Origin of the sequence: Nonomuraea rhodomycinica, assembly GCF_013363995.1 — a bacterium.
GTDB lineage: Bacteria > Actinomycetota > Actinomycetes > Streptosporangiales > Streptosporangiaceae > Nonomuraea > Nonomuraea rhodomycinica.
Genome location: NZ_JABWGO010000001.1, coordinates 985,267 through 1,006,996, shown reverse-complemented (window position 1 = coordinate 1,006,996; position 21,730 = coordinate 985,267). Strand labels below are relative to the sequence as shown.

Genomic DNA, 21,730 nt, shown 5'->3' with positions numbered 1-21,730 from the left:
CCCGCGCCAACCGATCGATTGATTGACCGTTCCAGGCATCGCGAGATAGAAAGGCGGCAGTCTGTCAATCGATCGATTGGTAATCGATGTCCAGCTTGATCGAGATCCACCGTGCGGCGGTCCGCCTGTTCGCCCGGCAGGGTTACGCGGGCACCGGGATCCGCGACCTCGGCAAGGAGGTCGGGATCAACTCCGCGACGCTCTACCACTACGCCGGCGGCAAGGAGGAGATCCTCGTCGCGGTCATGGCGCGCTGCCTGGAGGGGTTGCTGGCCGGGGGCCGCCGCGCCCTCGGCCACAGCGCCGATCCCGCGGTCCAGCTGGTCCGGCTGGTCCGGCTGCACGTGGCCATGGAGGCGGTCAATCCCCTGACCGCGTACGTCACGGACCGGGAGGTGCGCGCGCTGTCGGCTGCCAACCGCGCGGCCGTCCTCGCGCTTCGTGACGACTACGAGTCGATGTTCCAGCAGGTGCTGGAGCGCGGGAAGCGGACCGGACGGTTCCAGATCGACGACCTCCCGACCACCCGGATGGCGCTGCTGGAGATGTGCAACGGAGTCTCCAACTGGTACCGCCCCGGAGGGCGGCTGTCGGTGCCCGAGATCCAGGACCGGTTCGCCGACCTCGCGACCCGGCTCGTCGGCTGCCCGCCGGTGCCGCCGGCGGAGTGCGGCACGGATCTGGCGGTCGCGGTGCTCGACTCAGAGCCGCTCGACCATCGTGCCGACGAGGAGGCCCTCGCATGACGACGATCATCGACGCGCGGGTGCGGCTGCCGCAGGAGCTTCGAGCCCGCCCCGGCTACCAGGTCCCGGCCAGGCAGGCCGAACAGTACGACCGGGTGCTCGACCTGGCCAGAAAGCTCGACGAGGGCACCCTGCACGACCTGTTGACGATCATGGACGGTGAAGGGATCAGCCATGCCGTCGTCCACGCCGAGTCCGAAGGCGGCGAGTCCGCGCAGGCGCTGAACGACGCGCTGCTCGCCCTGCTGGCCGCACACCCCGGCCGGCTCAGCGGCGTCGGCGCGGTGGACCTGCGACCCCTGTGGCCGACCCGGGCCGCCAGGCAGGTCGCCGCGGCGGCCGCGTCCGGCCTGCTCGGTGTCTCCGTCCAACCGGCCTTCTTCGGCCTGGACATCGACGACCGCGCGCTGTACCCGATGTACTCGCGGGCCGAAGAGCTCGGCCTGGTCGTCGCCCTGCACACCGGGGTGACGTATTCGCGCATGCATCCCATGCGTCACGAACGGCCCGAACTCCTCGACCAGGTCGCCTGCGACTTCCCGGACCTCAAGCTCATCGCCTGCCATGCGGGGTGGCCGTGGGTCACCGAACTGTGCGCGGTCGCCCGCCGCCATCCGACGGTGTACCTGGAGTTCGGCGGGCTGGCTCCCAAGTACGTGGCCAGAGCCGGCACCGGCTGGGACACGCTGTTCACGATGATGCCGAACGTGCTGCGCGAGCAGGTGCTGTACGGCAGCGACTGGCCGGTCATGCATCCGCGCCGGGCGCTGGCGGAGTGGCGGCAGTCGGGCCTGCCCGCTCCGGCGCTCCAGGCGTTGTTCGCCGGCAACGCGGCCCGGCTGTTCGGTCTCAAGGCCGGCGATCCCGAAGGCGCGCGATGATCGTCGAACTGCTCCAGGAGCAGGCGGAGCGCGCCCCCGGCAAGGTGTTCCTGCGCACCGAGCAGGGCGATCACACCTACGCCGAGGTCCAGCGGCGGGCCGGGGCGCTGGCGGCGGACCTCGGCGGGCACGGGATCGAACCCGGCGAACCGGTGGTCGCGCTCATGGAGAACAGCGCCGAGCTGGTGTTCACCTGGTTCGCCGTGAACTGGCTGGGCGCCGTCCACGTCCCTGTCAACACCGCTCTGATCGGCCGGGGCCTGGCGCACACCTTCCAGGTGACCGGGGCGCGGGTCGCCGTCGTCGACGCCGGCCTGCTGCCGAACCTCCTCGCGGTCGCCGCCGACCTTCCCCGGCTGACGACGATCATCGTCCACGGCGCGTTCCGGCGGCCCCCGGACGGCGCCGACCTGCCGGTCCTCGTCGCCTATCCCGGCGCCCCGACGAGCGCCGGTCATCCCGTCCCCGTCCCGGTGGACGACCTGGCTCCGGCCATGATGCTGTTCACGTCCGGGACGACCGGCCCCTCCAAGGCGTGCGTGCTCTCCCACCGCTACGTCGTCAGGCAGGGCCAGCTGCACGCGGGCAACCTCGGGTTCACCGCCGATGACGTCCTCTACTGCCCGTTCCCCCTGTTCCACGTCGACGCGGCGACGCTGACGGTCATGGCCGCCCTCGCCACCCGTGCCACGGCGGCGATCGGCCGCCGCTACAGCACCTCGGGCTTCTGGGCGGAGGTCCGCCGCTTCGAGGCCACCGTCATGAACTTCATGGGCGCGACCCTGGCCATGCTCTGGAAGCAGCCGGCCGCCGCGAGCGACCGCGACCACCGGATCCGGCTCGGCTGGGGCGTCCCGATGCCCGACTGGAAGGCCGGCTGGGAGGAGCGGTTCGGTTTCCCCCTCTACGAGATCTACGGTCTGACCGACGGCGGGATCTGCGTCTACGACCCGCTCGACGCCCCCAAACGCCCCGGATCCTGCGGTCGCCCCATCCCCGAGTACGACCTGGCCATCGCCGACGAGAGCGGTTCGCCCCTGCCCCCCGGCGAGATCGGCGAGATCCTCATCAGAGCGCGCGAACCAGGTCTGATCATGTCCGGCTATCACGCCATGCCGGACGCCACCGCCGCGGCCTTCCACGGCGACTGGCTGCGCACCGGCGACCTGGGACGCCAGGACGCCGACGGTTTCCTCTACTTCGCCGGCAGGGCCAAGGACGCGATCCGCCGCCGTGGCGAGAACATCTCCGCGTACGAGGTGGAGCAGGTCCTCGAGAGCCACCCCGCCGTCCTGGAGGCCTCGGCCGTCGGAGTCCCCAGCGAACTCACCGAGGAGGACGTCAAGGCGTGCGTCGTGCTGCGGCCCGGCGCGAGCGTCACCGCGGCGGAACTCGTCGACCACTGCGCCCGCGCCGCCGCCAGGCACATGGTCCCCCGCTACGTGGAGTTCCTGCCGGCCCTGCCCAAGACCCCGACCCAGAAGATCGAGAAATTCCGCCTCAAGCAACGCGGCATCACCCCGCAAACCCACGACCTGCAGCAGGACCGCGCCTAGACGCGCCGCCGCCCGGGGCCGGGCTTCAGGGGCCGATGAGCGCCCGGATCACGCGACGCATGCGTTCGCGCAGCTCCGGGGCCTGCGGGCCGCGGGTGAGAAGGAACTGGTGGGTCGCGCCGACCAGGGCGAGCGCCAGTGAGGCGGCGTCGGCGCCGGGAGGGACGCGGCCGAGCCGCTGTTCGGCCTCCAGATAGGCGGTGAACGTCCGTTCGCTCGCGTCGAGTTCGACGGCGCCCTCGCCGAACGCCTCGCCCAGGCGGGGCACGAGCGAGGGTCTGGCCAGCGCGAGCCCGGCCAGCGCGAGAAGGTTTCCGGCGGACAGCGCCTCGACGCCGGCCATCAGGTTGTCCGCCACGGTGGCGGCGCCGGCCCGGGTGGGGAGGTCGTCCAGCCGGCGCGCCGCCGCCCGCGCCCGGTCGATCAGGAGCGCGGCCAGGAAGCCGTCCAGGTCGCCGAAGTGGTTGTGGAGCAGCCCGGTGGCGACCCCCGCCTCGCGGGTGATCGCCCTGCCGGTCAGCCCGGAGGGACCCTCGCGCAGCAGGACCCGCTCGGCGGCGTCGAAGAGCTGCTGCCGTACTTCGGGGATGGTGACGCCGCGCGGTGACATGTCTCGAACCTTACCGGCCTTGCCAGAATGAACACTCGCTCATACTGTATGAGCGAGTGTTCATTCCGGGTCTTCGCGGTGCCGCGCGTGTGACGGCTCTCTCGCGACGGCTCTCTCGCGAAGGGGACAACCATGGCAGCCAAACGGGTGATCATCGTCGGCGCCGGCATCGCGGGCCTGGCCGCCGCGCTGCGGCTGAGCCAGGCCGGCTGGGAACCTGTCGTCATCGAACGTGCGCCGGCGCGCAGGGAGGGCGGTTACCCGGTCGTGTTCTCCGGCGTCGGGCGCGCCGGCGCGCAACGCATGGGCGTGCTGCCCGCGCTCCGGGAACGCCAGGTCAGCGCCTTCGACCTCGCCTATCTCCGCGCTGACAGCCGCCCGCGCTTCACGGTCCCGCACACCGCCGTGCGCCGCCTGTTCGGTGACGGCGGCATGGCGCTGCTGCGCGGCGACATCGAGGACGTGCTCCACGAGGCGGTGGCCGATCAGGTCCGGATCCGGTTCGGCGCCACCGTGACGGCCGTGACGCAGGACGACGAGGGTGTCGATGTCACGCTCAGCGACGGCTCGGCGGAACGGGCGGACCTGCTCGTGGGCGCGGACGGCCTGCACTCGACGGTACGCGCGCTCGTCTTCGGGCCCGAGGACCGCTACCGGCGCGACCTCGGCCACGTGGTGGCCGCGACGATGCTGGACCAGCGGCCCGACGGGGCGCCGGAACGCGCGTTCAGCACGGTCACGACGGTCGGCAGGACGTTCACGGTCGCCGACCTCGGAGACGGCCGGGTCGCCGCCTTCTTCACCTACGGCACCGCGGCTCCCGACGCCGAACTGGCCGAGGGGCCGCGCCGCGCCCTCCAGCGGGCCTTTCCCGGTCCGGCCTGGGCCGTCACGGAACTGCTGGCGGACCTGCGCGAGGAGGCGGTCTATTTCGACAGTGTCAGCCAGATCGTCATGGACCGGTGGAGCCAGGGCCGCGTCGTGCTGCTCGGCGACGCCGCCTGGTGCGTCACGATCTTCGCCGGATACGGCTCCTCGCTGGCCGTGGGCGGCGCGGACCTGCTCGGCGCCGAGCTCGAACGCCGGCCCGCGGACATCCCCGGCGCGCTGCGGGCCTGGGAGCAGGCCCTCCGGCCGGAGGTGCTCGAACGGCAGCGCAAGGGGCGCGCCAACACGGGTGTGCACGCGCCCCGCAACCGGTTCGAGATCGCCCTGCGGGACGTGCCCCTGCGCCTGGCCGCCGTCCCCGTGGTGACCCGCCTGCTCGGCCGTCACCTCGGCTGAGACCGCCGAGTCGGATGCCGATGCCGATGCCGATGCCGTGACCCGCCGGTCGGGCGCGTGGTCCTGTGCGTGTGCGTGGTTGTGGTTGTGGTTGTGGTCGCGTGCGTGGTCAGAGCGTCTCGCGCGCCGTGATCGCCCGCTTGAGCCTGATCAGGTCCTTGGGGGAGTCGACCGCGACCGCGCCCACCAGCACGCCGTCCCGCGTGAAGGCCACCGCGAAGCGGTCCTCTTCGAGGGAGCCGGTGACGATGCTCGCCGAGTCGGCCAGATGCGGCAGCCCGGCCGTCTGGATGCGGGCGCCGTGCACATGGGTGGCGAAGTTCGGCACGTCCAGGAAGGGCGTGGCGTTGCCGGGTCCGGCCAGCAGGTTGCGGGCGGCGACCGCGCCCTGCTCGTTGGCGTTGGCCCAGTGCTCGACGCGCACCATCTCGCCGCCGAACAGACCGTGCGGCCAGCGGGCCACGTCTCCCGCGGCCACGATGTCGCCGGCGCCCTGGGCGAACAGCGTCGGCGCGCACAGGACGCCGTCGTCCGTGGCCAGGCCGCTGCCGTCCAGCCATTCGGTGTTCGGCCTCACGCCCATGGCGCCGACGACCAGGTCCGCGGTGAGGGAGCGGCCGTCGTCGAGCTGTACCCGGCCGCCGTCCACGGCCGTGACCCGGACGTTCGTGACCAGCTCGACCCCGTTGCGCTCGTGGTGCGCCGCCAGCCAGCGCGAGGCGTCCTCGCCCAGTCCGGCACGCATGGGGTACGGCGCGGCGTCGACCAGGGTGACCTTCCGGCCGAGCTGCCGAGCGGTGGAGGCCACCTCGCCGCCGATGAACCCGCCGCCGACGACCAGCACGTGCTCATGTCCCGCGTCGAGCTCCGCCCGCAGCGCCAGCGCGTCCTCGACGGTGCGCAGCCGGAGCGCGCCGTCGAGCTGTCTAGGGCGCGCGCCGGTGGCGATGACCAGGCCGTCGTGGCCGACCTCGGTGCCGTCGTCGAGGCCGACCGTCCGCTCCCGGACGTCGAGGTGTACGGCCTGCCGCCCGCGCAGCCACTGGTCGCCGAGCTCCTCCGCGCCGGGGAGCGTGACGTCGTCGTCGCCGCGCAGCACGCTCTTGGAGAGCGGTGGACGGTTGTAGGGGATGTGCGGCTCGGCGCCGACCAGCGTGACCTCGCCCTCGAAGCCCTCCCGGCGCAGTGTCTGCACGGCCCGGAGTCCCGCCAGGGAAGCGCCGACGACGGTGATCCTGTTGAGTGTGCCCATGCCCCGACAATACCCATACGGGGTATACGACTGGCAATGTGACATGGGTCTCGCATACCCCGGCCCGGTACGAGTTGCCTTCGGGGGCACGGCGGCGTACCGTCTCTCTGCGTATACCAGGTAGGGGTATCAATGAGGGGAGACATGACGATGAGCACGAGCACGAGCACGTACAAGGTGTCCGGGATGACCTGCGGCGGCTGTGCCGGCAAGGTGACGACCGAGATCGGCAAGGTCGCCGGGGTCTCCTCGGTGGATGTCGAGCTGGCGACCGGCCAGGTGACGGTGACCTCGGAGGGTCCGCTCGACGAGGCGCGGATCAGGGACGTCGTGGAAGAGGCCGGCTACGAGCTGGTCGCCGTCTGAGACGCCGAGGTGCTGCCGGCCGGCCGGGGCCGACTTCGAACTTCGCGACTTCGCGATCGAAGCGGTCACGGCCGGCCGGTCCCTTGCGGAGACCGCGGACCACAACGGGCTCGAAGGGGGAGCCGTCCCCCATGATCAATGACCGCCCGGGGTGACAGGCGGCTCGCGGGCGAGGCCGGTCCGCCCGAGCTCTGCCGCCGCCACGGCGTGCGGCGGGATCGGCCGTCTCGACCTGCGCTGCGGCCGCTGCGGCGAGCCGATGCGCGCCGGCGACGTCGATCCGCTCCCGGCCCGGGCGCGGCCGCCTGACCGCGGCGGGTCCGGTGCTCCCCGGCGACGGCTCCTGAGGGACCCGGCGGGCCGGTCGAGTTGCCGAGCCGGGCGCCCGGTTGAGGGGTCACTTGAGGTAGGCGGCAAGGCCGAGGCGCTGGTCGCGTACCGCCGTGGTGACCAGGCCCGCGATCCGGCGGGCCCCCGCCGCCTCGACGTGGGTGTGGTCGTCGGCGAAGAACGCGCCGACGTCGAAGGTCTCGGTCAGGAATCCGCGGTTGGGCGTCGCCGTGCTCCCGCTGCACGTCAGGCACGGCGCTGTTGACCACGGTGGCGGCCGTCGTGGCGGTCGGCGTCCCGCTCAGCGCCATCACCGCCGATGCGTCCGCCGTGACGGCCGGCCGTCGGAACATGCTCATCTGTGGCCCTCCCTTGCTCGGACCGGGTCTGCTTCTCGGGGGGCGTCGGCGCCACGGAGCTCAAATGACCGCGGGGCTGAGGCGGGTGTGGGGCAAAGGCGGGCGTGGGGTCCTTCCGCCGGGGCTCCAGCTGCGGGGGAGAAGGACTTCGCCTCGGACACTTGAGCAGGTCGGCGGCCATCCGCCGCGCGGCTGGATGTCCCCTGACGCCGGATGAGGTCCCGTGGCGCCAGGCGGCGGCCGGTGGCGGCGTGCTGAGCCGTTCCGCCTGGCCATAACGAACCGGTATGAAATGCCGACTGCCGGCGAATCAGTTTTGTCCCTTCCCGTTATTCCGGGTCGTCCCGGTCCTGTCGATCGGCTGGAGCGGAAAACTCTGGAACACTCCGGAACGATGCGGATCGACAAGGGACGATTCTTGTCCGAGCAGGGCCGGCCAAGCAGGGGAAGGTCTGGTTCCGGCAGGAAACGACAATGAGCGGAGGCTGCTGCCTCCGCTCACGTCCGAGGAGTTCCGGTGCGAGACGGACCGTCCTCTGTGGTGCGCGCCCGATGTCTTGTCGGTGTTCCAGTCCAGCAAGGAGAGCGGTACGCACGCCCGCGTGGTTGTGCTCACCTGTCGCGGTCGTGGTCCGAGTATCGGCCACCGACCTTCTACCCGAAAGTAGCTTTTACGGGCGGAGACAGTGGTTGACGCTTCTGGACGGTTTTTCCCGCCGGTACGCGTAATGACACAGGGATAAAGGCGATCGCTTCTCGGTCAGGGTATCGGGATGTTTTGCCCACATCTGGAAAAACATCGTGACGACTTTGCGCCCGAGCGTTACTAAGGCCACTATTGGGGGTTGTAGCGGGCGCAGACATTCCGCGTTCAGGGTCGGCTGTGCGAGGCCGGCCCTGTCGCATACGCGGACACGGTTTGCGCCTGAGGTGTTCCAGTCGCACAACTGTGAGGTGAAGTACGCATGAAATTCCTGCTCAAAGCGGAGTTCAACCCACCGCGATGGCTCATTCCCGTCGCCCACACCACCGTGGCCGGCGGCGGCATGGTCTACACGCAGCTCGCCGAGCCGCCGGCGAGCCTGACCACCGCCGTGGTGTTCGTCATGGGCGTGTCCTACGGCCGCATCCTCAACGCCTGGGGCGGGCGCAAGACCACCACCGGCCCGGTGGACCGGACGTGAACACCGACCCCTACCCCAGCAGGCCGCGCCCCGTGTACACGGCGCCCGCCGCCGCGGCGTCGCCGATCGCCGCCTCCGAGGTCATGGCCACCTTCGAGGAGCTGCTGCGCGCGCTCGTCGAGAAGCACACCAAGGGCCTCGACTGGCGGCAGCACATCTGGCCCCCCGGCACCAACACCACCGTGCTCAAGCTGGCGCTCAACCCGAGCGGCCAGCTGCCCGCATGGCGCATGGTGCACACCCTGCTCAAACAGCTCGGCGCGGCCGAGTCCAGCTACCCGGCCTTCCACGCCGCCTATGAGCGGGCCAAGCTCTACCGGCCCTGGTCCGACACCATCCGCATCCCCCAGAGCGACGAGCTGTCCGGCAGTTACGTCATCCAGAACACCGGCGGGACCATCTACCTCCAGTCCGAACGCCGCGCTCCGCGGCGGACCGAGCGCGCGGTCGAGCCGGTCATCCAGGACGCCCCCGGCTTCGACCTCAAGCCCGACCCCTTCACCGCGCGCAGCATCACCGAGCTGGAGGAGCTGGTCCGCGACTTCTGGCGATGGGCGGACAGCCCCTCCTCCCGCGAGGTCGCCGAGCGCTCCAGCGGCGCCTTCTCGCACGCCACCGTCGCGAAGATCCTCTACGACAAGCCGAACAAGCCGCGCCTGACCATGCGCTACCTGATCGGCCTGATCCGCGGATGCGGCGGCGACAAGGACGAGCAGCAGCGCTGGGCCACCGCCTGGCGGCTGCTGGACCGCGGCGTCACCATCCCCCGGCCCGCCAAGGTCCACGAGTGGCCGGCATGGGGGTCGACTCAGATGGGTTAGCCACCTCGTTCAGGTGTGGGGGGCTGGTGGGGCGCGTTCCAGCCCCCCGATGTCGTGGTGGTGGGGCCGCGGGGCGGCCGCCGGTGCCGATCGAGGTCGCCGTGGTGGCCGGCCGCCTGAGCGGCGACGGCACGTGGGTGGAGAGCGGCAGGTTCACCTCGCTGATGCGGCCGCCCGCCGACGTGCCCGTCACCGGGTTCGACACGGCCCAGACCGGCATCACCGCGGCGATGCTCGCCGAGGCGTCGCCGGCGGAGCGGGTGATGGCCGCGCTGGACGCCCGAGGAGGGCCGGCGCAGCGCACGCGCCACGCCTGCAGGCCGCCGGCGGGGTGTACGTCAGGCGCGAGCCCAGCCGCCAGGCCGCCGGTGCCGTGCAGGACGAGCTGTTCTGACGTCCGTTGCCCGAGCCGTGGGTGCTCGGCGCGCGGGAGCCGCCGCTGCGGTGAAGCGGCGGATCGGCTGGGGGACTTTCGGCCCTGCATGTACGGACGTTCGCCTCGGTGGGCGGAATGCGCCGGGCTTCTAGCTTGGTTCGGGCCCGCAGTCGCGGGTCCTGTCGCACCCCGCCCTGTCTGGAGGCTCCATGCTGTCCGCCGAGTCAGCCGCGATCGTCCGTGCCACGCTGCCGGTTGTCGGCGCCTCGCTCGACGCCATCACCACCCGCTTCTACGCGACGATGTTCGCCGAGCGGCCGGAGCTGCTCGACGGCCTGTTCAACCGCGGCAACCAGGCCAACGGCGAGCAGCGCCGGGCCCTGGCCGGCTCCATCGCCGCGTTCGCCACCATGCTCCTGGAACACCCCGGCGAGCGGCCCGACGACCTGCTCGCCCGTATCGCCCACAAGCACACCGCCGTCGGCGTCACCGACGACCAGTACGTGATCGTCCACAAGTACCTGTTCGGCGCCATCGCCGAGGTGCTGGGCGAGGCCGTCACCCCGGAGGTCGCCGCGGCCTGGGACGAGGTCTACTGGCTGATGGCCGGGGCGCTCATCGCGCAGGAGGCCCGCATCTACGCCGAGGCCGGCGCCCGCGACGGCGACACGTGGCGCACCTGGCGGGTCGTCGCCCGCCGCGAGGAGACCTCGGACGTGGCTTCGTTCCTGCTGCGCCCGGTCGACGACGCGCCGCTCCCGCCCGCGCGCCCCGGGCAGTACGTCAGCGTCCGGGTCCGCATGCCGGACGGTGTGCGCCAGTTGCGCCAGTACACGCTGTCCAGCGCCGGCGGCGACCGGCTGCGCCGGATCACGGTCAAGCGGGTGGACGGCGACCCCGCCGGGGAGGTGTCGACGCTGCTGCACACCACCGTGCGGGCGGGCGACGAGCTCACCCTGTCGGCGCCGTTCGGCGACGTCACGCTGGAGGACGGGGACGCGCCGCTGGTGCTGGTGTCGGCGGGCATCGGCTGCACGCCCATCGTGGCCATGCTCGACCACCTGGCCGCGACCGGCTCCGGCCGCCGTGTCCTCGTGCTGCACGCCGACCGCTCGCCGGCCGCGCACGCGCTGCGCGACGACATGCTGCGCCTGGCCGCCGAGCGGGTCTTCTGGTACGAGAGCGGCGCGGTCGCCCCCGACCGGGCGGGCCTGATGGACCTGGACGGGGTGGAGATCCCGGCCGGCGCGGTCGCCTACCTGTGCGGTCCGGTGCCGTTCATGCGGGACATGCGCGCCCGGCTGCTGCGGGCCGGTGTGGCGGCCCGGGACGTCCACTACGAGGTGTTCGGCCCCGACCTGTGGCTCGGGGCCGCTTGACGGCCCATCGGACCAGCGGCGAGGGACTTTGGTCCCTGCCGCCGGCGGGCGGCGCGCCCGAATCTTGAGGCATACCTGCTGTTACCCCTGTGGCGAGGAAGACAAGCGTGACCGATATCGACTCAACCCCCGGCATGGGGCCGTTGCTCGCAGCCCGTGCGTTCTTCACCAAGTCCGAAGTGTCAGCCGACGGCCGTACCCTCCACCAGATTGACCCCAGCGGCTGGGACCGCTTCTACCGGGACCGGTGGGCGCACGACAAGGTGGTGCGCTCCACCCACGGTGTGAACTGCACGGGCTCGTGTTCGTGGCAGGTGTTCGTCAAGGACGGGCTGATCACCTGGGAGCACCAGGCCACCGACTACCCGTCCGTGGGGCCCGAATCGCCCGAGTACGAACCGCGCGGCTGCCCGCGGGGCGCGTCGTTCTCCTGGTACACCTACTCCCCGTCACGGGTGCGCTACCCGTACGTGCGAGGCGTCCTGCTGGACATGTGGCGCGAGGCCCGGGCCAGGCTCGGCGATCCGGTGCTGGCGTGGGCGGAGCTGACCGGCGACCCCGAGCGCGCGCGGGCCTACAAGCGGGCGCGCGGCAAGGGCGGGTTCGTCCGCGCCGGCTGGGACGAGGTCCTGGAGCTGATGGCCGCCGCCCACGTGCACACCATCAAGGAGTACGGCCCCGACCGGGTGGTGGGGTTCTCGCCGATCCCGGCCATGTCGATGGCGTCGTTCGCGGCCGGCACCCGGTTCCTGTCGATGATCGGCGGCACGCTGCTGTCCTTCTACGACTGGTACGCCGACCTGCCGATCGCCAGCCCGCAGGTGTGGGGCGACCAGACGGACGTGCCCGAGGCCGCCGACTGGTGGAACTCCCGCTACCTCATCATGTGGGGCTCCAACATCCCGGTCACCCGCACCCCGGACGCGCACTTCATGACCGAGGCCCGCTACCAGGGCACGAAGGTGGTGGCGGTCAGCCCCGACTACGCCGACAACGTCAAGTTCGCCGACGACTGGCTGGCTCCGCATCCGGGCACGGACGGCGCGCTGGCCATGGCGATGGGCCACGTGACCCTGACCGAGTTCTTCCGCGACCGCCAGGTCCCCTACTTCACCGACTACGTCCGCAAGTACACGGACCTGCCGTTCCTGGTCACGCTGGAGCCCCGCGGCGACGCGTACGTGCCGCGCCGCTTCCTGACCGCCGCGGACCTCGCCGACCACAGCGAGAACGCCGAGTTCAAGACCGTCTTCCTGGACGAGCGGACCGGCGCGGCGCACGTGCCGAACGGGACGCTCGGCCACCGCTGGGGCCAGGAGGGCGAGGGCCGCTGGAACCTCGACCTGGACGGCGCCGAACCCGCGCTGACCCTGCTCGACCGGTCCGGGCGGGCGGTCGAGGTCGACCTGCCGCGCTTCGACGAGGGCGCCACCGAGGGCGGCTCCGTGATGCGCCGCGGCGTTCCGGTGATCGAGATGGCCGGCAAGCTCGTCACGACGGTGTTCGACCTGCTCATGGCCCAGTACGGCGTGGCCCGCGACCTGCCCGGCGAGTGGCCGGCGGGCTACGACGACGCGGCGCAGCCGTACACCCCGGCCTGGGCGGAGGAGATCACCTCGGTGCCGGCCGCCACGATCGCCCGGATCGCCCGCGAGTTCGCCCGCAACGCCGAGCGCACCGAGGGCCGCTCGATGATCGCGATGGGGGCGGGCACCAACCACTGGTTCCACTCCGACCAGATCTACCGCGCCTTCCTGACGCTCGTGCTGCTGACCGGCTGCCAGGGCGTCAACGGCGGCGGCTGGGGCCACTACGTGGGCCAGGAGAAGGTCCGCCCCGTCACCGGCTTCCAGCACCTGGCCTTCGCCTTCGACTGGCAGCGGCCCACGCGGCACATGGCCGGAACCGCGTTCTGGTACCTGGCCACCGACCAGTGGCGCTACGAGCAGTTCCAGGCCGGCGAGCTGGCCAGCCCGCTGGGGGAGGGGCTGTTCGAGGGCCGCTCGTTCGCCGACTGCAACGCCCAGGCGGCGCGCCTGGGCTGGCTGCCCTCGCACCCGACGTTCAACCGCAACCCCCTCACGCTCGCCGACGAGGCCGCCGCCAAGGGCGTCACCGCGGCCGAGCACGTGGTGGCCGAGCTGACCTCCGGCCGGCTGCGCTTCGCCGCCGAGGACCCGGGCGACCCCGCCAACTTCCCGCGGGTGCTGACCGTGTGGCGGGCCAACCTGCTCGGCTCCTCCGGCAAGGGCAACGAGTACTTCCTGCGCCACCTGCTCGGCGCCGACGCCGAGACCCGCAACCAGGAGGGCGTCCGGCCGGTCGAGGTGACCTGGCGCGAGGAGGCCACCGAGGGCAAGCTCGACCTGCTCACCGCGGTCGACTTCCGGATGACGTCCACGGCGCTGTTCTCCGACGTGGTGCTCCCCGCCGCCACCTGGTACGAGAAGCACGACCTGTCCTCGACCGACATGCACCCGTTCGTCCACGCCTTCACCCCGGCCATCGCCCCGCCCTGGCAGACCCGCGCCGACTACGACGTCTTCCTCGGCCTGGCCGACGCCTTCTCCGAGCTGGCCGCCCGCCATCTCGGCACGCGCACCGACGTGCTGGCCGTCCCGCTCGCCCACGACACCCCCGACGAGCTGGCCCAGCCCGGTGGCCGGGTACGCGACTGGAAGAACGGCGCATGCGAGCCGATCCCCGGCAGGACCATGCCGAAGATCGTCACCATCGAGCGCGACTACGCCGACGTCGGCCGGCGCGTGCGCGCGATCGGCCCGCTCTTCGCCGACCTCGGGCTGACCACCAAGGGCATCACCTACCAGGTGGGGCCCGAGCTGGAGTACCTGCGCAGCCAGAACGGCGTCACCCCCGAGGGCCGCGTCTCGCTGGAGTCGGCCGACCGCATGTGCGAGGCCATCCTCGCGCTGTCCGGCACCACCAACGGCCGCCTGTCCACCCAGGGCTTCGAGACGCTGGAGAAGCGCACCGGGACCAGGCTCGCCGACCTGGCCGCCGAGCACGAGGGCAAGCGCATCACCTTCGCCGACACGCAGGCCCGGCCGCAGCCGGTGATCACCTCACCGGAGTGGTCCGGGTCGGAGACCGGCGGGCGCCGCTACTCCGCCTTCGTCATCAACGTCGAGCGGGACAAGCCCTGGCACACCCTGACCGGGCGGCAGCAGTTCTTCCTCGACCACGACTGGATCATCGAGCTGGGCGAGCAGCTGCCCGCCTACCGGCCGCCGCTCAACATGCGCCGCCACTACGGCGAGCAGCGCGACGGCACCGACGGCACCGACGGGGCCGAGGTCACCGTGCGCTACCTGACCCCGCACTCCAAGTGGTCCATCCACTCCGAGTACCAGGACAACGCCTACATGCTCGCCCTGTCGCGCGGCGGCCCCACGATCTGGATGAGCGTCGAGGACGCCCGCGCGATCGGCGTCGCCGACAACGACTGGATCGAGGCGTACAACCGCAACGGCGTGGTCGTGGCCCGCGCGATCGTCTCGCACCGCATGCCGGCCGGAACCGTGTACATGTACCACGCCAAGGACCGCAACGTGAACGTCCCGCTCACCGAGAGGTCCGGGCGGCGCGGCGGCGTGCACAACTCCCTCACCCGGCTGCTGCTCAAGCCCAGCCACCTCATCGGCGGGTACGCGCAGTTCACCTACGCCTTCAACTACTACGGGCCGACCGGCAACCAGCGTGACGAGATCACCGTGATCCGCCGCCGCGCCCAGGAGGTGACCTACTGATGAGGGTCATGGCACAGGTCGCGATGGTGATGAACCTCGACAAGTGCATCGGCTGCCACACCTGCTCCGTCACGTGCAAGCAGACCTGGACCAACCGCGACGGCGTCGAGTACGTCTGGTTCAACAACGTCGAGACCAAACCCGGCGTCGGCTACCCCAAGCGCTACGAGGACCAGGAGCGCTGGCACGGCGGCTGGCAGCTCGACCGGCGCGGCCGGCTCAAGCTCCGCGCCGGAGGCCGCGTCAAGCGGCTGCTCAACCTGTTCTCCAACCCGGACCTCCCGGACCTGGACGACTACTACGAGCCGGCCACCTACGACTACGACACCCTCGTCAACGCCCCCGCCGGGCCGCACACCCCGGTCATCCGCCCCAAGTCGGCCATCACCGGCCGGGACATGGCGATCACCTGGGGCGCGAACTGGGAGGACGACCTGGGCGGCGCCCCCGAGCACGCGCCGGCCGACCCCAACCTGGCCGCCATGGCGGAGCAGGTGCGGATGGAGTTCGACAAGACCTTCATGTTCCACCTGCCGCGCATCTGCGAGCACTGCCTCAACCCGGCCTGCGTCGCCGCCTGCCCGTCCGGCGCGATGTACAAGCGGGAGGAGGACGGCATCGTCCTGGTGGACCAGGACCGCTGCCGCGGGTGGCGCATGTGCGTGTCCTCGTGCCCGTACAAGAAGGTGTACGTCAACCACAGGACCGGCAAGGCCGAGAAGTGCACGTTCTGCTTCCCCCGCATCGAGGCGGGACAGCCGACCGTGTGCGCCGAGACCTGCGTCGGCCGCCTGCGCTACCTCGGCCTGATCCTGTACGACGCCGACGCGGTGCTGGAGGCCGCGCGCGTCCCCGACCCGCGGGACCTGCTGGAGGCCCAGCGCCGCGTCTTCCTCGACCCGTCCGACCCGGAGGTGGTCGAGGCGGCCCGCGCCGCGGGCATCAGCGAGGACTGGATCGCCGCGGCGCGGCGCTCGCCGATCTACCGGCTGGCCATGGAGTACCGGGTGGCGCTGCCGCTGCACCCGGAGTACCGCACGCTGCCCATGGTCTGGTACATCCCGCCGCTGTCGCCCGTCCTCGACGCCGTCACCGGCGCGGGCGCCGACGCCGACGACCCCGACAACGTCTTCCACGCCATCACCGACCTGCGCATCCCGCTGGAGTACCTGGCGAGCCTGTTCTCGGCGGGCGACACCGAGGTCGTGGCCGGGGTGCTGATGAAGCTGTCGGCGATGCGCGCCTACATGCGGGCCCGCACCCTCGACGGCACCGTCGCCGAGGACCTGCTGGAGTCGGTGGGGATGCGGGCGGCCGAGATGGAGGAGCTGTACCGGCTGCTGGCCATCGCCAAGTACGACGAACGCTACGTCGTGCCCGCCGCGCACCGCGAGGACGCCGCCGCCCTGTCCGCCCAGGCGGGCGGGTGCAGCCTGGACGGCGACGGCGGTCCCGGCATGAGCGACTTCCACCCGGCCGGCGTCACCGGCCGCCGCGGCGACGGGCGGCTCGGCCTGAAGCTCTTCGTGCGCGACGGAGGCACGGCATGAGACTCCTGACCCGGCGTGAGCCCGCCGCCTTCGCGGCGCCGCGGAACCGTGCGCGGTTGTTCCGGCTGATCTCGCTGCTGCTCCAGTACCCGGACGCCGAGCTCCTCGCCGCCCGCGACGAGCTGGGCCGGGCCGCCGCCGCGCTGCCGGAGTCGGCCACCCGCGACGCCCTCGTCGCGTTCACCGCCTGGTACGCCGAGTGCGAGCCGACGCGGCTGGCCCGTGCCTACGTCGAGACCTTCGACCTGCGCCGCAGGTCGAGCCTCTACCTCACCTACTACCTGCACGGCGACACCCGCCGCCGCGGCATGGCCCTGCTCACCCTCAAGCAGCGCTATCGCGTGGCCGGGCTCGTCCCGCCCGAGGGAGAGCTGCCCGACTACCTGCCGGTGGTCTGCGAGTTCGCCGCGCTGGCCGGGCCGTCCACCGGCGAGGCGCCGCTGCGCCAGCACCGCAAGGGGCTGGAGCTCATCCGCACCGCGCTGCGCGAGGCCGGCTCGTCCTACTCGCTGGTGCTCGACGCGCTCTGCGCGGAACTGCCCGACCTGCCGGCGGCCGAGCGCGCCGCCGTCGCCGAGCTGGCGCTGACCGGGCCGCCCGCCGAGGACGTCGGCCTGGCCCCCTACGGGCCGCCCGCCGGGAACTTCGGACCATCCCCGTACGGGCCGCCCGCCGAACACGTCGGTCTGGCCCCGTGCGGGCCGCCGCTGAACGAGACGGAGGTGCGGCCGTGAGCGTCGCGCTGTGGGTCGTCGCCCCCTACATCGCTCTGACGATCTTCGTGGTCGGTCACGTCTGGCGCTGGCGGGTCGACCAGTTCGGCTGGACCACCCGCACCACGCAGGTCCTGGAGAGCCGGCTGCTGCGGCTGGGGTCCCCGCTGTTCCACCTCGGCGCGTTCGCCGCCATCGGCGGCCACGTGCTGGGCCTGCTCGTCCCGAAGAGCCTGACCGAGGCGGTCGGCGTGGACGAGCACCTCTACCACCTGGTGTCGGTGAGCGCCGGGACCGTGGCCGGGCTCATGGTGGTGGCCGGCCTGGGGCTGCTGCTGGCCCGCCGCCTCACCAGCCCGCGCGTGCGCCGCACCACCACCCGCGCCGACAAGGTCCTGTTCGCCGTGCTGACGCTCACGATCGCGCTCGGCCTGGCGGCGACCGTGGGCCAGAACCTGCTCGGCGGCGGCTACGACTACCGCGCCACCATCGCCGTCTGGTTCCGCGGCGTCCTGACCTTCCACCCCGACCCCGGCCTGATGGCCGGCGTGCCGCTGGTCTTCCAGCTGCACGCGCTGTCGGCCTGGGTGCTCGCCGCGATCTGGCCGTTCACCAGGCTGGTCCACGTCTGGTCGGCGCCCATCGCGTACCTGTGGCGGCCCTACGTCGTCTACCGGCGGCGTGCCCCGCTCGGGGCACGCCGATGACCGGCGGGCCCGGGGCCGCGCTCCCCGTCGTCATCCAGGGCGGCATGGGCGTCGGGGTGTCCGGGTGGCGGCTGGCGCGCGCGGTCGCCCGTACCGGGCAGCTCGGCGTCGTGTCGGGCACGGCCCTGGACGTCACGCTGGCCCGCCGCCTCCAGCTCGGCGATCCCGGCGGCCACCTGCGCCGCGCGCTGGCCTGCTTCCCGGAGCCGGCGATCGCCGGACGGGTGCTCGGCCGCTACTTCGTGCCGGGCGGGATCGCGCCGGGCACGCCGTACCGGCCGGTGCCCCGGCTCGGCCTGCGGCCCAGCCGCGCCCGCGACGAACTGGCCGTGGTCGCCAACTTCGCCGAGGTCTTCCTCGCCAAGCAGGGGCACGACGGCCCGATCGGCGTCAACTACCTGGAGAAGATCCAGCTCGCCACGCCGGCCGCCGTGTTCGGGGCGATGCTGGCCGGGGCCGACTACGTGCTGATGGGGGCGGGCATCCCGACGGAGATCCCGCACCTGCTCGACGAGTTCGCCGCGCACCGCCCGGCCGAGATCGCCGTCACCGTGGCGGGAGCGGGCGACGACCGGCACACGGTCGGCCTCGACCCGGGCGCGTTGCTGCCCCGCCCCGCCGAGCCGTGGCGGCGGCCGAAGCTGCTGGCGATCGTCTCCTCCCACGTGCTGGCCGCCTACCTGGCCCGTTCGCCGCGGACCCGGCCGGACGGGTTCGTCGTGGAGACGCCGGTGGCCGGCGGCCACAGCGCGCCGCCGCGCGGCCGCCCGCTGCTGGACGCCGCCGGTGAGCCGGTGTACGGGCCGCGCGACGAGGCCGACCTCGGCAAGATGAGCGCGCTGGGCCTGCCGTTCTGGCTGGCCGGCGGCTACGGCGGGCCCGGCGGGCTGGCCCGGGCGCTGGCCGCGGGGGCCACCGGTGTCCAGGTGGGGTCGGCGTTCGCGCTGTGCCGGGAGTCCGGGTTCGACGACGCCCTCCGGCGCCGCCTGCTGCGCGCCGCCTCCGCCGGGACCCTGGAGGTCCGCAACGACCCGCGCGCCTCGCCGACCGGCTTCCCGTTCAAGGTCGCCCGGATGCCCGGCACCCTGTCCGAGCCCGAGGTCCACGAACGGCGGCCCCGGCTGTGCGACCTGGGCTACCTGCGCACCCCGTACGTCAGGCCCGGCGGCGCGATCGGCTACCGCTGCCCCGCCGAGCCCGTCGAGGCGTACGTGCGCAAGGGCGGCACGGTGGGGGAGGCCGAGGGACGCCAGTGCCTGTGCAACGGCCTGACCGCCGCCATCGGGCTGCCCCAGCACCGCGCCGACGGTTACCGCGAGGCCGCCCTGCTCACCCTGGGCCAGGACATCGCCTTCCTCCAGGGCCTGCCCGAGGACCACTCGGCCGCGGACGTCGTCCACCGCATCCTGCGAGGAGCCCCCGGCCCCACCCCCGGCCGTGCGCCCACGACCGGCATCCCGCGCGACAGCAGTGAGGAGAGACAACAGTGATCGACGACAAGGGCCCTGCCCCCGCCGGCGGCAGGCCCGCGCTGATGCTCGGCCTGGCGACCCTCGGGTTCGCGCTGAATTTCTGGGCCTGGGCGCTGCTCAGCCCGCTCGGGCCGCGCTTCAAGGACCTGCTCGGCCTGTCACCCGGCCAGCAGGCCCTGCTGGTCGCCGTCCCGGTGATCGTCGGCTCGCTGGGCCGCATCCCGGTCGGCGCGCTCACCGACCGCTTCGGCGGCCGGGTGATGTTCCCGCTGATCTCGGCCTGCAGTATCGTGCCCGTCGTCTTCATCGGCGTGGCCGGGCAGAGCTCGCTGCCCATGCTGCTGGCCGGCGGCTTCTTCCTGGGCATCGCCGGAACGGTGTTCGCCGTCGGCGTGCCGTTCGTCAACGCCTGGTTCCCGCCGCACCGTCGTGGCCTGGCCATCGGCGTCTTCGGCGCCGGCATGGGCGGCACCGCGATCAGCGCCCTGACCACGGTCCGGCTCGTCAAGGCCGGCGGGGCGGCCGCCCCCTTCCTCATCACCGCGGTGGCGCTGGCGCTCTACGCCGCCGTGGCCTGGCTGGTCATGCGCGACGCGCCCGGCCGCGCCGTCGCGGCGCAACCACTCCTGGGACGCCTGGCGGCCACCGCCCGACTGGCGATCACCTGGCAGGCGTGCGTCCTGTACGCCGTGGCGTTCGGCGGCTACGTCGCCTTCTCCGTCTACCTGCCCGCCTACCTGCAGACCGGCTACGGTCTCGACCAGGCCGACGCCGCCAACCGCATGGCCGGTTTCGTGGTCCTCGCGGTCGTCATGCGGCCGATCGGCGGGTGGCTGTCCGACCGGACCGGCTCGGTCCCGGTCCTGACCGGCGTGTTCGCCGTGGTCGGCGTCATGGCGGCGGTCCAGGCCCTCACCCCCGGCCTGATGCCGGTGGGCACGGTCGCCTTCCTGACCATGGCCGCCGCGCTCGGCGCGGGCAGCGGCGCCACCTTCGCCCTGGTCGCCCAGGTCGCCCCCGCGGACAAGGTGGGCTCGGTGACCGGGCTCGTCGGCGCCGCGGGCGGGCTCGGCGGGTTCGTGCCGCCCCTGCTGATGGGCTTCCTCTACGGCCGGCTCGGCTCCTACGGGCTCGGCCTGGCGCTGCTGGCCGGAACCTCGGCGCTGGCCGTGGTGCTGACGCTGACGGTGGTGCGCCTGACGGCGGCGCGACGCCTCACCCCGGCGGCCCACGGCGCGCTCCAGGTGCGCGCGCGGTGACGTGGTGGTCGGCGGTCCGGTTCCTGCACGTGCTCTCGGCGGCGCTGTGGGTCGGCGGGCAGCTCACCGTGTCGCTGGTCGTGCTGCCCCTGGCCCGCGCGCTGCTGGACGAGCGGCGCCGGGCCGCGGTGCTGAGCGCGGTCGGCCGCCGTTTCGGCCTCTTCACCGCGGCGGTGTTCCTGCCCGTCCAGCTCGGCACCGGCGTGGCTCTGGCCTGGCGCAAGGGCGTCACCTGGTCCTCGCTGGCCGACCCCGGCTACGGCCGGATCCTGGCCGCCAAGCTGCTGCTGTTCTGCGCCGTCATGGCCGCCGCCGCCGTGCATGGCTGGGCCAGCGGCGCGGGGCGGCGCGGGCTCGCCCGGACGATGGCCGTGAGCTCCCTGGTGGGATCGCTCGGCGTCGTCCTGCTCGCCACCGCCCTGCCCGCGACCTGAACCGGCCGCGAACGCCCCGTCGGGCGCGCTCGAAGGGACCGGCGAGCGGCCCGCGCCGCGAGTCCGGCTAGCCGGCCGGTGTCGCGGACTGGCCGGGCGTGATGCGGTCCCAGGCGGCCAGCGGCAACATGATGACGGCGGCGGGGAACAGGCCGTGCTCCTCGTGGTCGATGTGCTGGTGCAACGCGTCCAGCGCCCGCAGCACGGCGGGCCAGTCCGGTGCGGCCCGGTCGATCGCCCCGAGCACGCCGTGGATGCCGGCGTGCTCGGCGCACAGCCGCTCCACCTCCTCGGCCAGTGACCCGTCGGCGCGCAGCTCGGCGAACAGCCCGCTCTCCTCGGTGGCGGTGTGCGGGACGAGCCGGGCGAGCAGCTCGTCGAGGAGCGTCGTGGCCTCGCCGTGCCTGCCTTCGCCGATCGCGCGGCGCAGCGCTCCCGCGCACTCCTTGATGTCCCAGTGTTCCTGGGACAGCCGGCCGATCAGCGGGAACTCCCGGCAGCCACAGTAGTTGCACATGATCTCTCCCTCGGTCACACCTTCACTCAATCTCCCGGACGGCGCGGCGTCCTGATCAGAGGCGAAGGTCCTCGGCCGGCCGGCCATCGGTCCCCGTCCGCCACCGAGGCGACCGAAGGGGAGAGCCCCGGCCGGGGGGAGAGTCGGCCGGGGCTTTCGCTCGACGG

The 21,730-nt window shown here is 72.7% G+C and carries 18 protein-coding genes; 15 read left to right on the top strand and 3 right to left on the bottom strand.

Annotated features, from left to right (window positions below; genetic code table 11):
- Positions 1–86 precede the first annotated feature (86 nt).
- From HT134_RS04720 to HT134_RS04710, 3 genes are read left to right on the top strand one after another with little or no spacing between them, the layout of a single operon-like run.
- A complete protein-coding gene (locus HT134_RS04720) occupies positions 87–746 on the top strand; it encodes a TetR/AcrR family transcriptional regulator (RefSeq protein ID WP_175598983.1) in 660 nt (219 codons plus the stop codon).
- Entirely contained in the window at positions 743–1,627 is an 885-nt protein-coding gene (locus HT134_RS04715; RefSeq protein ID WP_175598982.1) for an amidohydrolase family protein, read from the top strand. The genes HT134_RS04720 and HT134_RS04715 overlap by 4 nt, the downstream gene beginning before the upstream one ends.
- The gene (locus HT134_RS04710) at positions 1,624–3,183 is read left to right on the top strand and encodes an AMP-binding protein (RefSeq protein WP_175598981.1); all 1,560 of its coding nucleotides are present in this window, start codon (positions 1,624–1,626) and stop codon (positions 3,181–3,183) included. Before HT134_RS04715 ends, HT134_RS04710 begins: the two co-directional genes overlap by 4 nt.
- Positions 3,184–3,208: 25 nt before the next feature.
- On the opposite strand, the gene HT134_RS04705 is transcribed toward HT134_RS04710, so the two are convergent.
- Positions 3,209–3,793: a TetR/AcrR family transcriptional regulator gene (locus HT134_RS04705; RefSeq protein ID WP_175598980.1), complete on the bottom strand. Its 585-nt coding sequence runs from the start codon at positions 3,791–3,793 to the stop codon at positions 3,209–3,211.
- A 132-nt stretch (positions 3,794–3,925) separates the two neighbouring features.
- On the opposite strand from HT134_RS04705, the gene HT134_RS04700 reads away from it, so the two are divergent.
- Complete coding sequence (locus HT134_RS04700; protein WP_175598979.1) at positions 3,926–5,077, top strand: FAD-dependent oxidoreductase; 1,152 nt, start codon at positions 3,926–3,928, stop codon at positions 5,075–5,077.
- 109 nt (positions 5,078–5,186) lie between these two features.
- Here the strand turns inward: HT134_RS04700 and HT134_RS04695 are convergent, their stop codons facing one another.
- The gene (locus HT134_RS04695; RefSeq protein WP_175598978.1) at positions 5,187–6,329 is read right to left on the bottom strand and encodes an NAD(P)/FAD-dependent oxidoreductase; all 1,143 of its coding nucleotides are present in this window, start codon (positions 6,327–6,329) and stop codon (positions 5,187–5,189) included.
- 144 nt (positions 6,330–6,473) lie between these two features.
- Between HT134_RS04695 and HT134_RS04690 the strand changes: the two genes are divergently transcribed.
- The 11 genes from HT134_RS04690 (at position 6,474) to HT134_RS04640 (ending at position 21,046) form a co-directional block, all read left to right on the top strand.
- Entirely contained in the window at positions 6,474–6,695 is a 222-nt protein-coding gene (locus HT134_RS04690; protein ID WP_312887973.1) for a heavy-metal-associated domain-containing protein, read from the top strand.
- 1,654 nt (positions 6,696–8,349) lie between these two features.
- A complete protein-coding gene (locus tag HT134_RS04685; protein WP_175598977.1) occupies positions 8,350–8,568 on the top strand; it encodes a hypothetical protein in 219 nt (72 codons plus the stop codon).
- Positions 8,565–9,389 carry a hypothetical protein gene (locus tag HT134_RS04680; RefSeq protein WP_175598976.1) on the top strand — a complete coding sequence of 275 codons (825 nt, stop codon included), beginning with the start codon at positions 8,565–8,567 and terminating at the stop codon, positions 9,387–9,389. Before HT134_RS04685 ends, HT134_RS04680 begins: the two co-directional genes overlap by 4 nt.
- 585 nt (positions 9,390–9,974) lie before the next feature.
- Positions 9,975–11,144: a globin domain-containing protein gene (locus HT134_RS04675; RefSeq protein WP_175598975.1), complete on the top strand. Its 1,170-nt coding sequence runs from the start codon at positions 9,975–9,977 to the stop codon at positions 11,142–11,144.
- A 134-nt stretch (positions 11,145–11,278) separates the two neighbouring features.
- The gene (locus tag HT134_RS04670) at positions 11,279–14,911 is read left to right on the top strand and encodes a nitrate reductase subunit alpha (protein ID WP_175600123.1); all 3,633 of its coding nucleotides are present in this window, start codon (positions 11,279–11,281) and stop codon (positions 14,909–14,911) included.
- Complete coding sequence (narH, locus tag HT134_RS04665) at positions 14,911–16,461, top strand: nitrate reductase subunit beta (protein ID WP_175598974.1); 1,551 nt, start codon at positions 14,911–14,913, stop codon at positions 16,459–16,461. The genes HT134_RS04670 and narH overlap by 1 nt, the downstream gene beginning before the upstream one ends.
- Complete coding sequence (gene narJ, locus HT134_RS04660; RefSeq protein WP_175598973.1) at positions 16,458–17,195, top strand: nitrate reductase molybdenum cofactor assembly chaperone; 738 nt, start codon at positions 16,458–16,460, stop codon at positions 17,193–17,195. Before narH ends, narJ begins: the two co-directional genes overlap by 4 nt.
- The gene (narI, locus tag HT134_RS04655; RefSeq protein WP_175598972.1) at positions 17,192–17,881 is read left to right on the top strand and encodes a respiratory nitrate reductase subunit gamma; all 690 of its coding nucleotides are present in this window, start codon (positions 17,192–17,194) and stop codon (positions 17,879–17,881) included. Before narJ ends, narI begins: the two co-directional genes overlap by 4 nt.
- Positions 17,878–19,371 (top strand): nitronate monooxygenase, encoded by a 1,494-nt coding sequence (locus HT134_RS04650; protein WP_175598971.1) that lies wholly within the window; start codon positions 17,878–17,880, stop codon positions 19,369–19,371. Before narI ends, HT134_RS04650 begins: the two co-directional genes overlap by 4 nt.
- Before the next feature lie 44 nt (positions 19,372–19,415).
- Entirely contained in the window at positions 19,416–20,612 is a 1,197-nt protein-coding gene (locus tag HT134_RS04645; protein WP_175600122.1) for an MFS transporter, read from the top strand.
- The gene (locus tag HT134_RS04640) at positions 20,609–21,046 is read left to right on the top strand and encodes a hypothetical protein (RefSeq protein WP_175598970.1); all 438 of its coding nucleotides are present in this window, start codon (positions 20,609–20,611) and stop codon (positions 21,044–21,046) included. The genes HT134_RS04645 and HT134_RS04640 overlap by 4 nt, the downstream gene beginning before the upstream one ends.
- A gap of 67 nt (positions 21,047–21,113) precedes the next feature.
- On the opposite strand, the gene HT134_RS04635 is transcribed toward HT134_RS04640, so the two are convergent.
- Positions 21,114–21,563 (bottom strand): hemerythrin domain-containing protein, encoded by a 450-nt coding sequence (locus tag HT134_RS04635; protein WP_175598969.1) that lies wholly within the window; start codon positions 21,561–21,563, stop codon positions 21,114–21,116.
- Between the last annotated feature and the right edge of the window lie 167 nt (positions 21,564–21,730).

Bases quoted from the DNA above. Each gene is read 5' to 3' on its own strand.
- HT134_RS04720 (WP_175598983.1), top strand. From the start codon at position 87: ATGTCCAGCTTGATCGAGATCCACCGTGCGGCGGTCCGCCTGTTCGCC.
- HT134_RS04715 (WP_175598982.1), top strand. From the start codon at position 743: ATGACGACGATCATCGACGCGCGGGTGCGGCTGCCGCAGGAGCTTCGA.
- HT134_RS04710 (WP_175598981.1), top strand. From the start codon at position 1,624: ATGATCGTCGAACTGCTCCAGGAGCAGGCGGAGCGCGCCCCCGGCAAG.
- HT134_RS04705 (WP_175598980.1), bottom strand. From the start codon at position 3,793: ATGTCACCGCGCGGCGTCACCATCCCCGAAGTACGGCAGCAGCTCTTC.
- HT134_RS04700 (WP_175598979.1), top strand. From the start codon at position 3,926: ATGGCAGCCAAACGGGTGATCATCGTCGGCGCCGGCATCGCGGGCCTG.
- HT134_RS04695 (WP_175598978.1), bottom strand. From the start codon at position 6,329: ATGGGCACACTCAACAGGATCACCGTCGTCGGCGCTTCCCTGGCGGGA.
- HT134_RS04690 (WP_312887973.1), top strand. From the start codon at position 6,474: ATGACGATGAGCACGAGCACGAGCACGTACAAGGTGTCCGGGATGACC.
- HT134_RS04685 (WP_175598977.1), top strand. From the start codon at position 8,350: ATGAAATTCCTGCTCAAAGCGGAGTTCAACCCACCGCGATGGCTCATT.
- HT134_RS04675 (WP_175598975.1), top strand. From the start codon at position 9,975: ATGCTGTCCGCCGAGTCAGCCGCGATCGTCCGTGCCACGCTGCCGGTT.
- HT134_RS04670 (WP_175600123.1), top strand. From the start codon at position 11,279: ATGGGGCCGTTGCTCGCAGCCCGTGCGTTCTTCACCAAGTCCGAAGTG.
- narH (WP_175598974.1), top strand. From the start codon at position 14,911: ATGAGGGTCATGGCACAGGTCGCGATGGTGATGAACCTCGACAAGTGC.
- narJ (WP_175598973.1), top strand. From the start codon at position 16,458: ATGAGACTCCTGACCCGGCGTGAGCCCGCCGCCTTCGCGGCGCCGCGG.
- HT134_RS04650 (WP_175598971.1), top strand. From the start codon at position 17,878: ATGACCGGCGGGCCCGGGGCCGCGCTCCCCGTCGTCATCCAGGGCGGC.
- HT134_RS04645 (WP_175600122.1), top strand. From the start codon at position 19,416: ATGCTCGGCCTGGCGACCCTCGGGTTCGCGCTGAATTTCTGGGCCTGG.
- HT134_RS04635 (WP_175598969.1), bottom strand. From the start codon at position 21,563: ATGTGCAACTACTGTGGCTGCCGGGAGTTCCCGCTGATCGGCCGGCTG.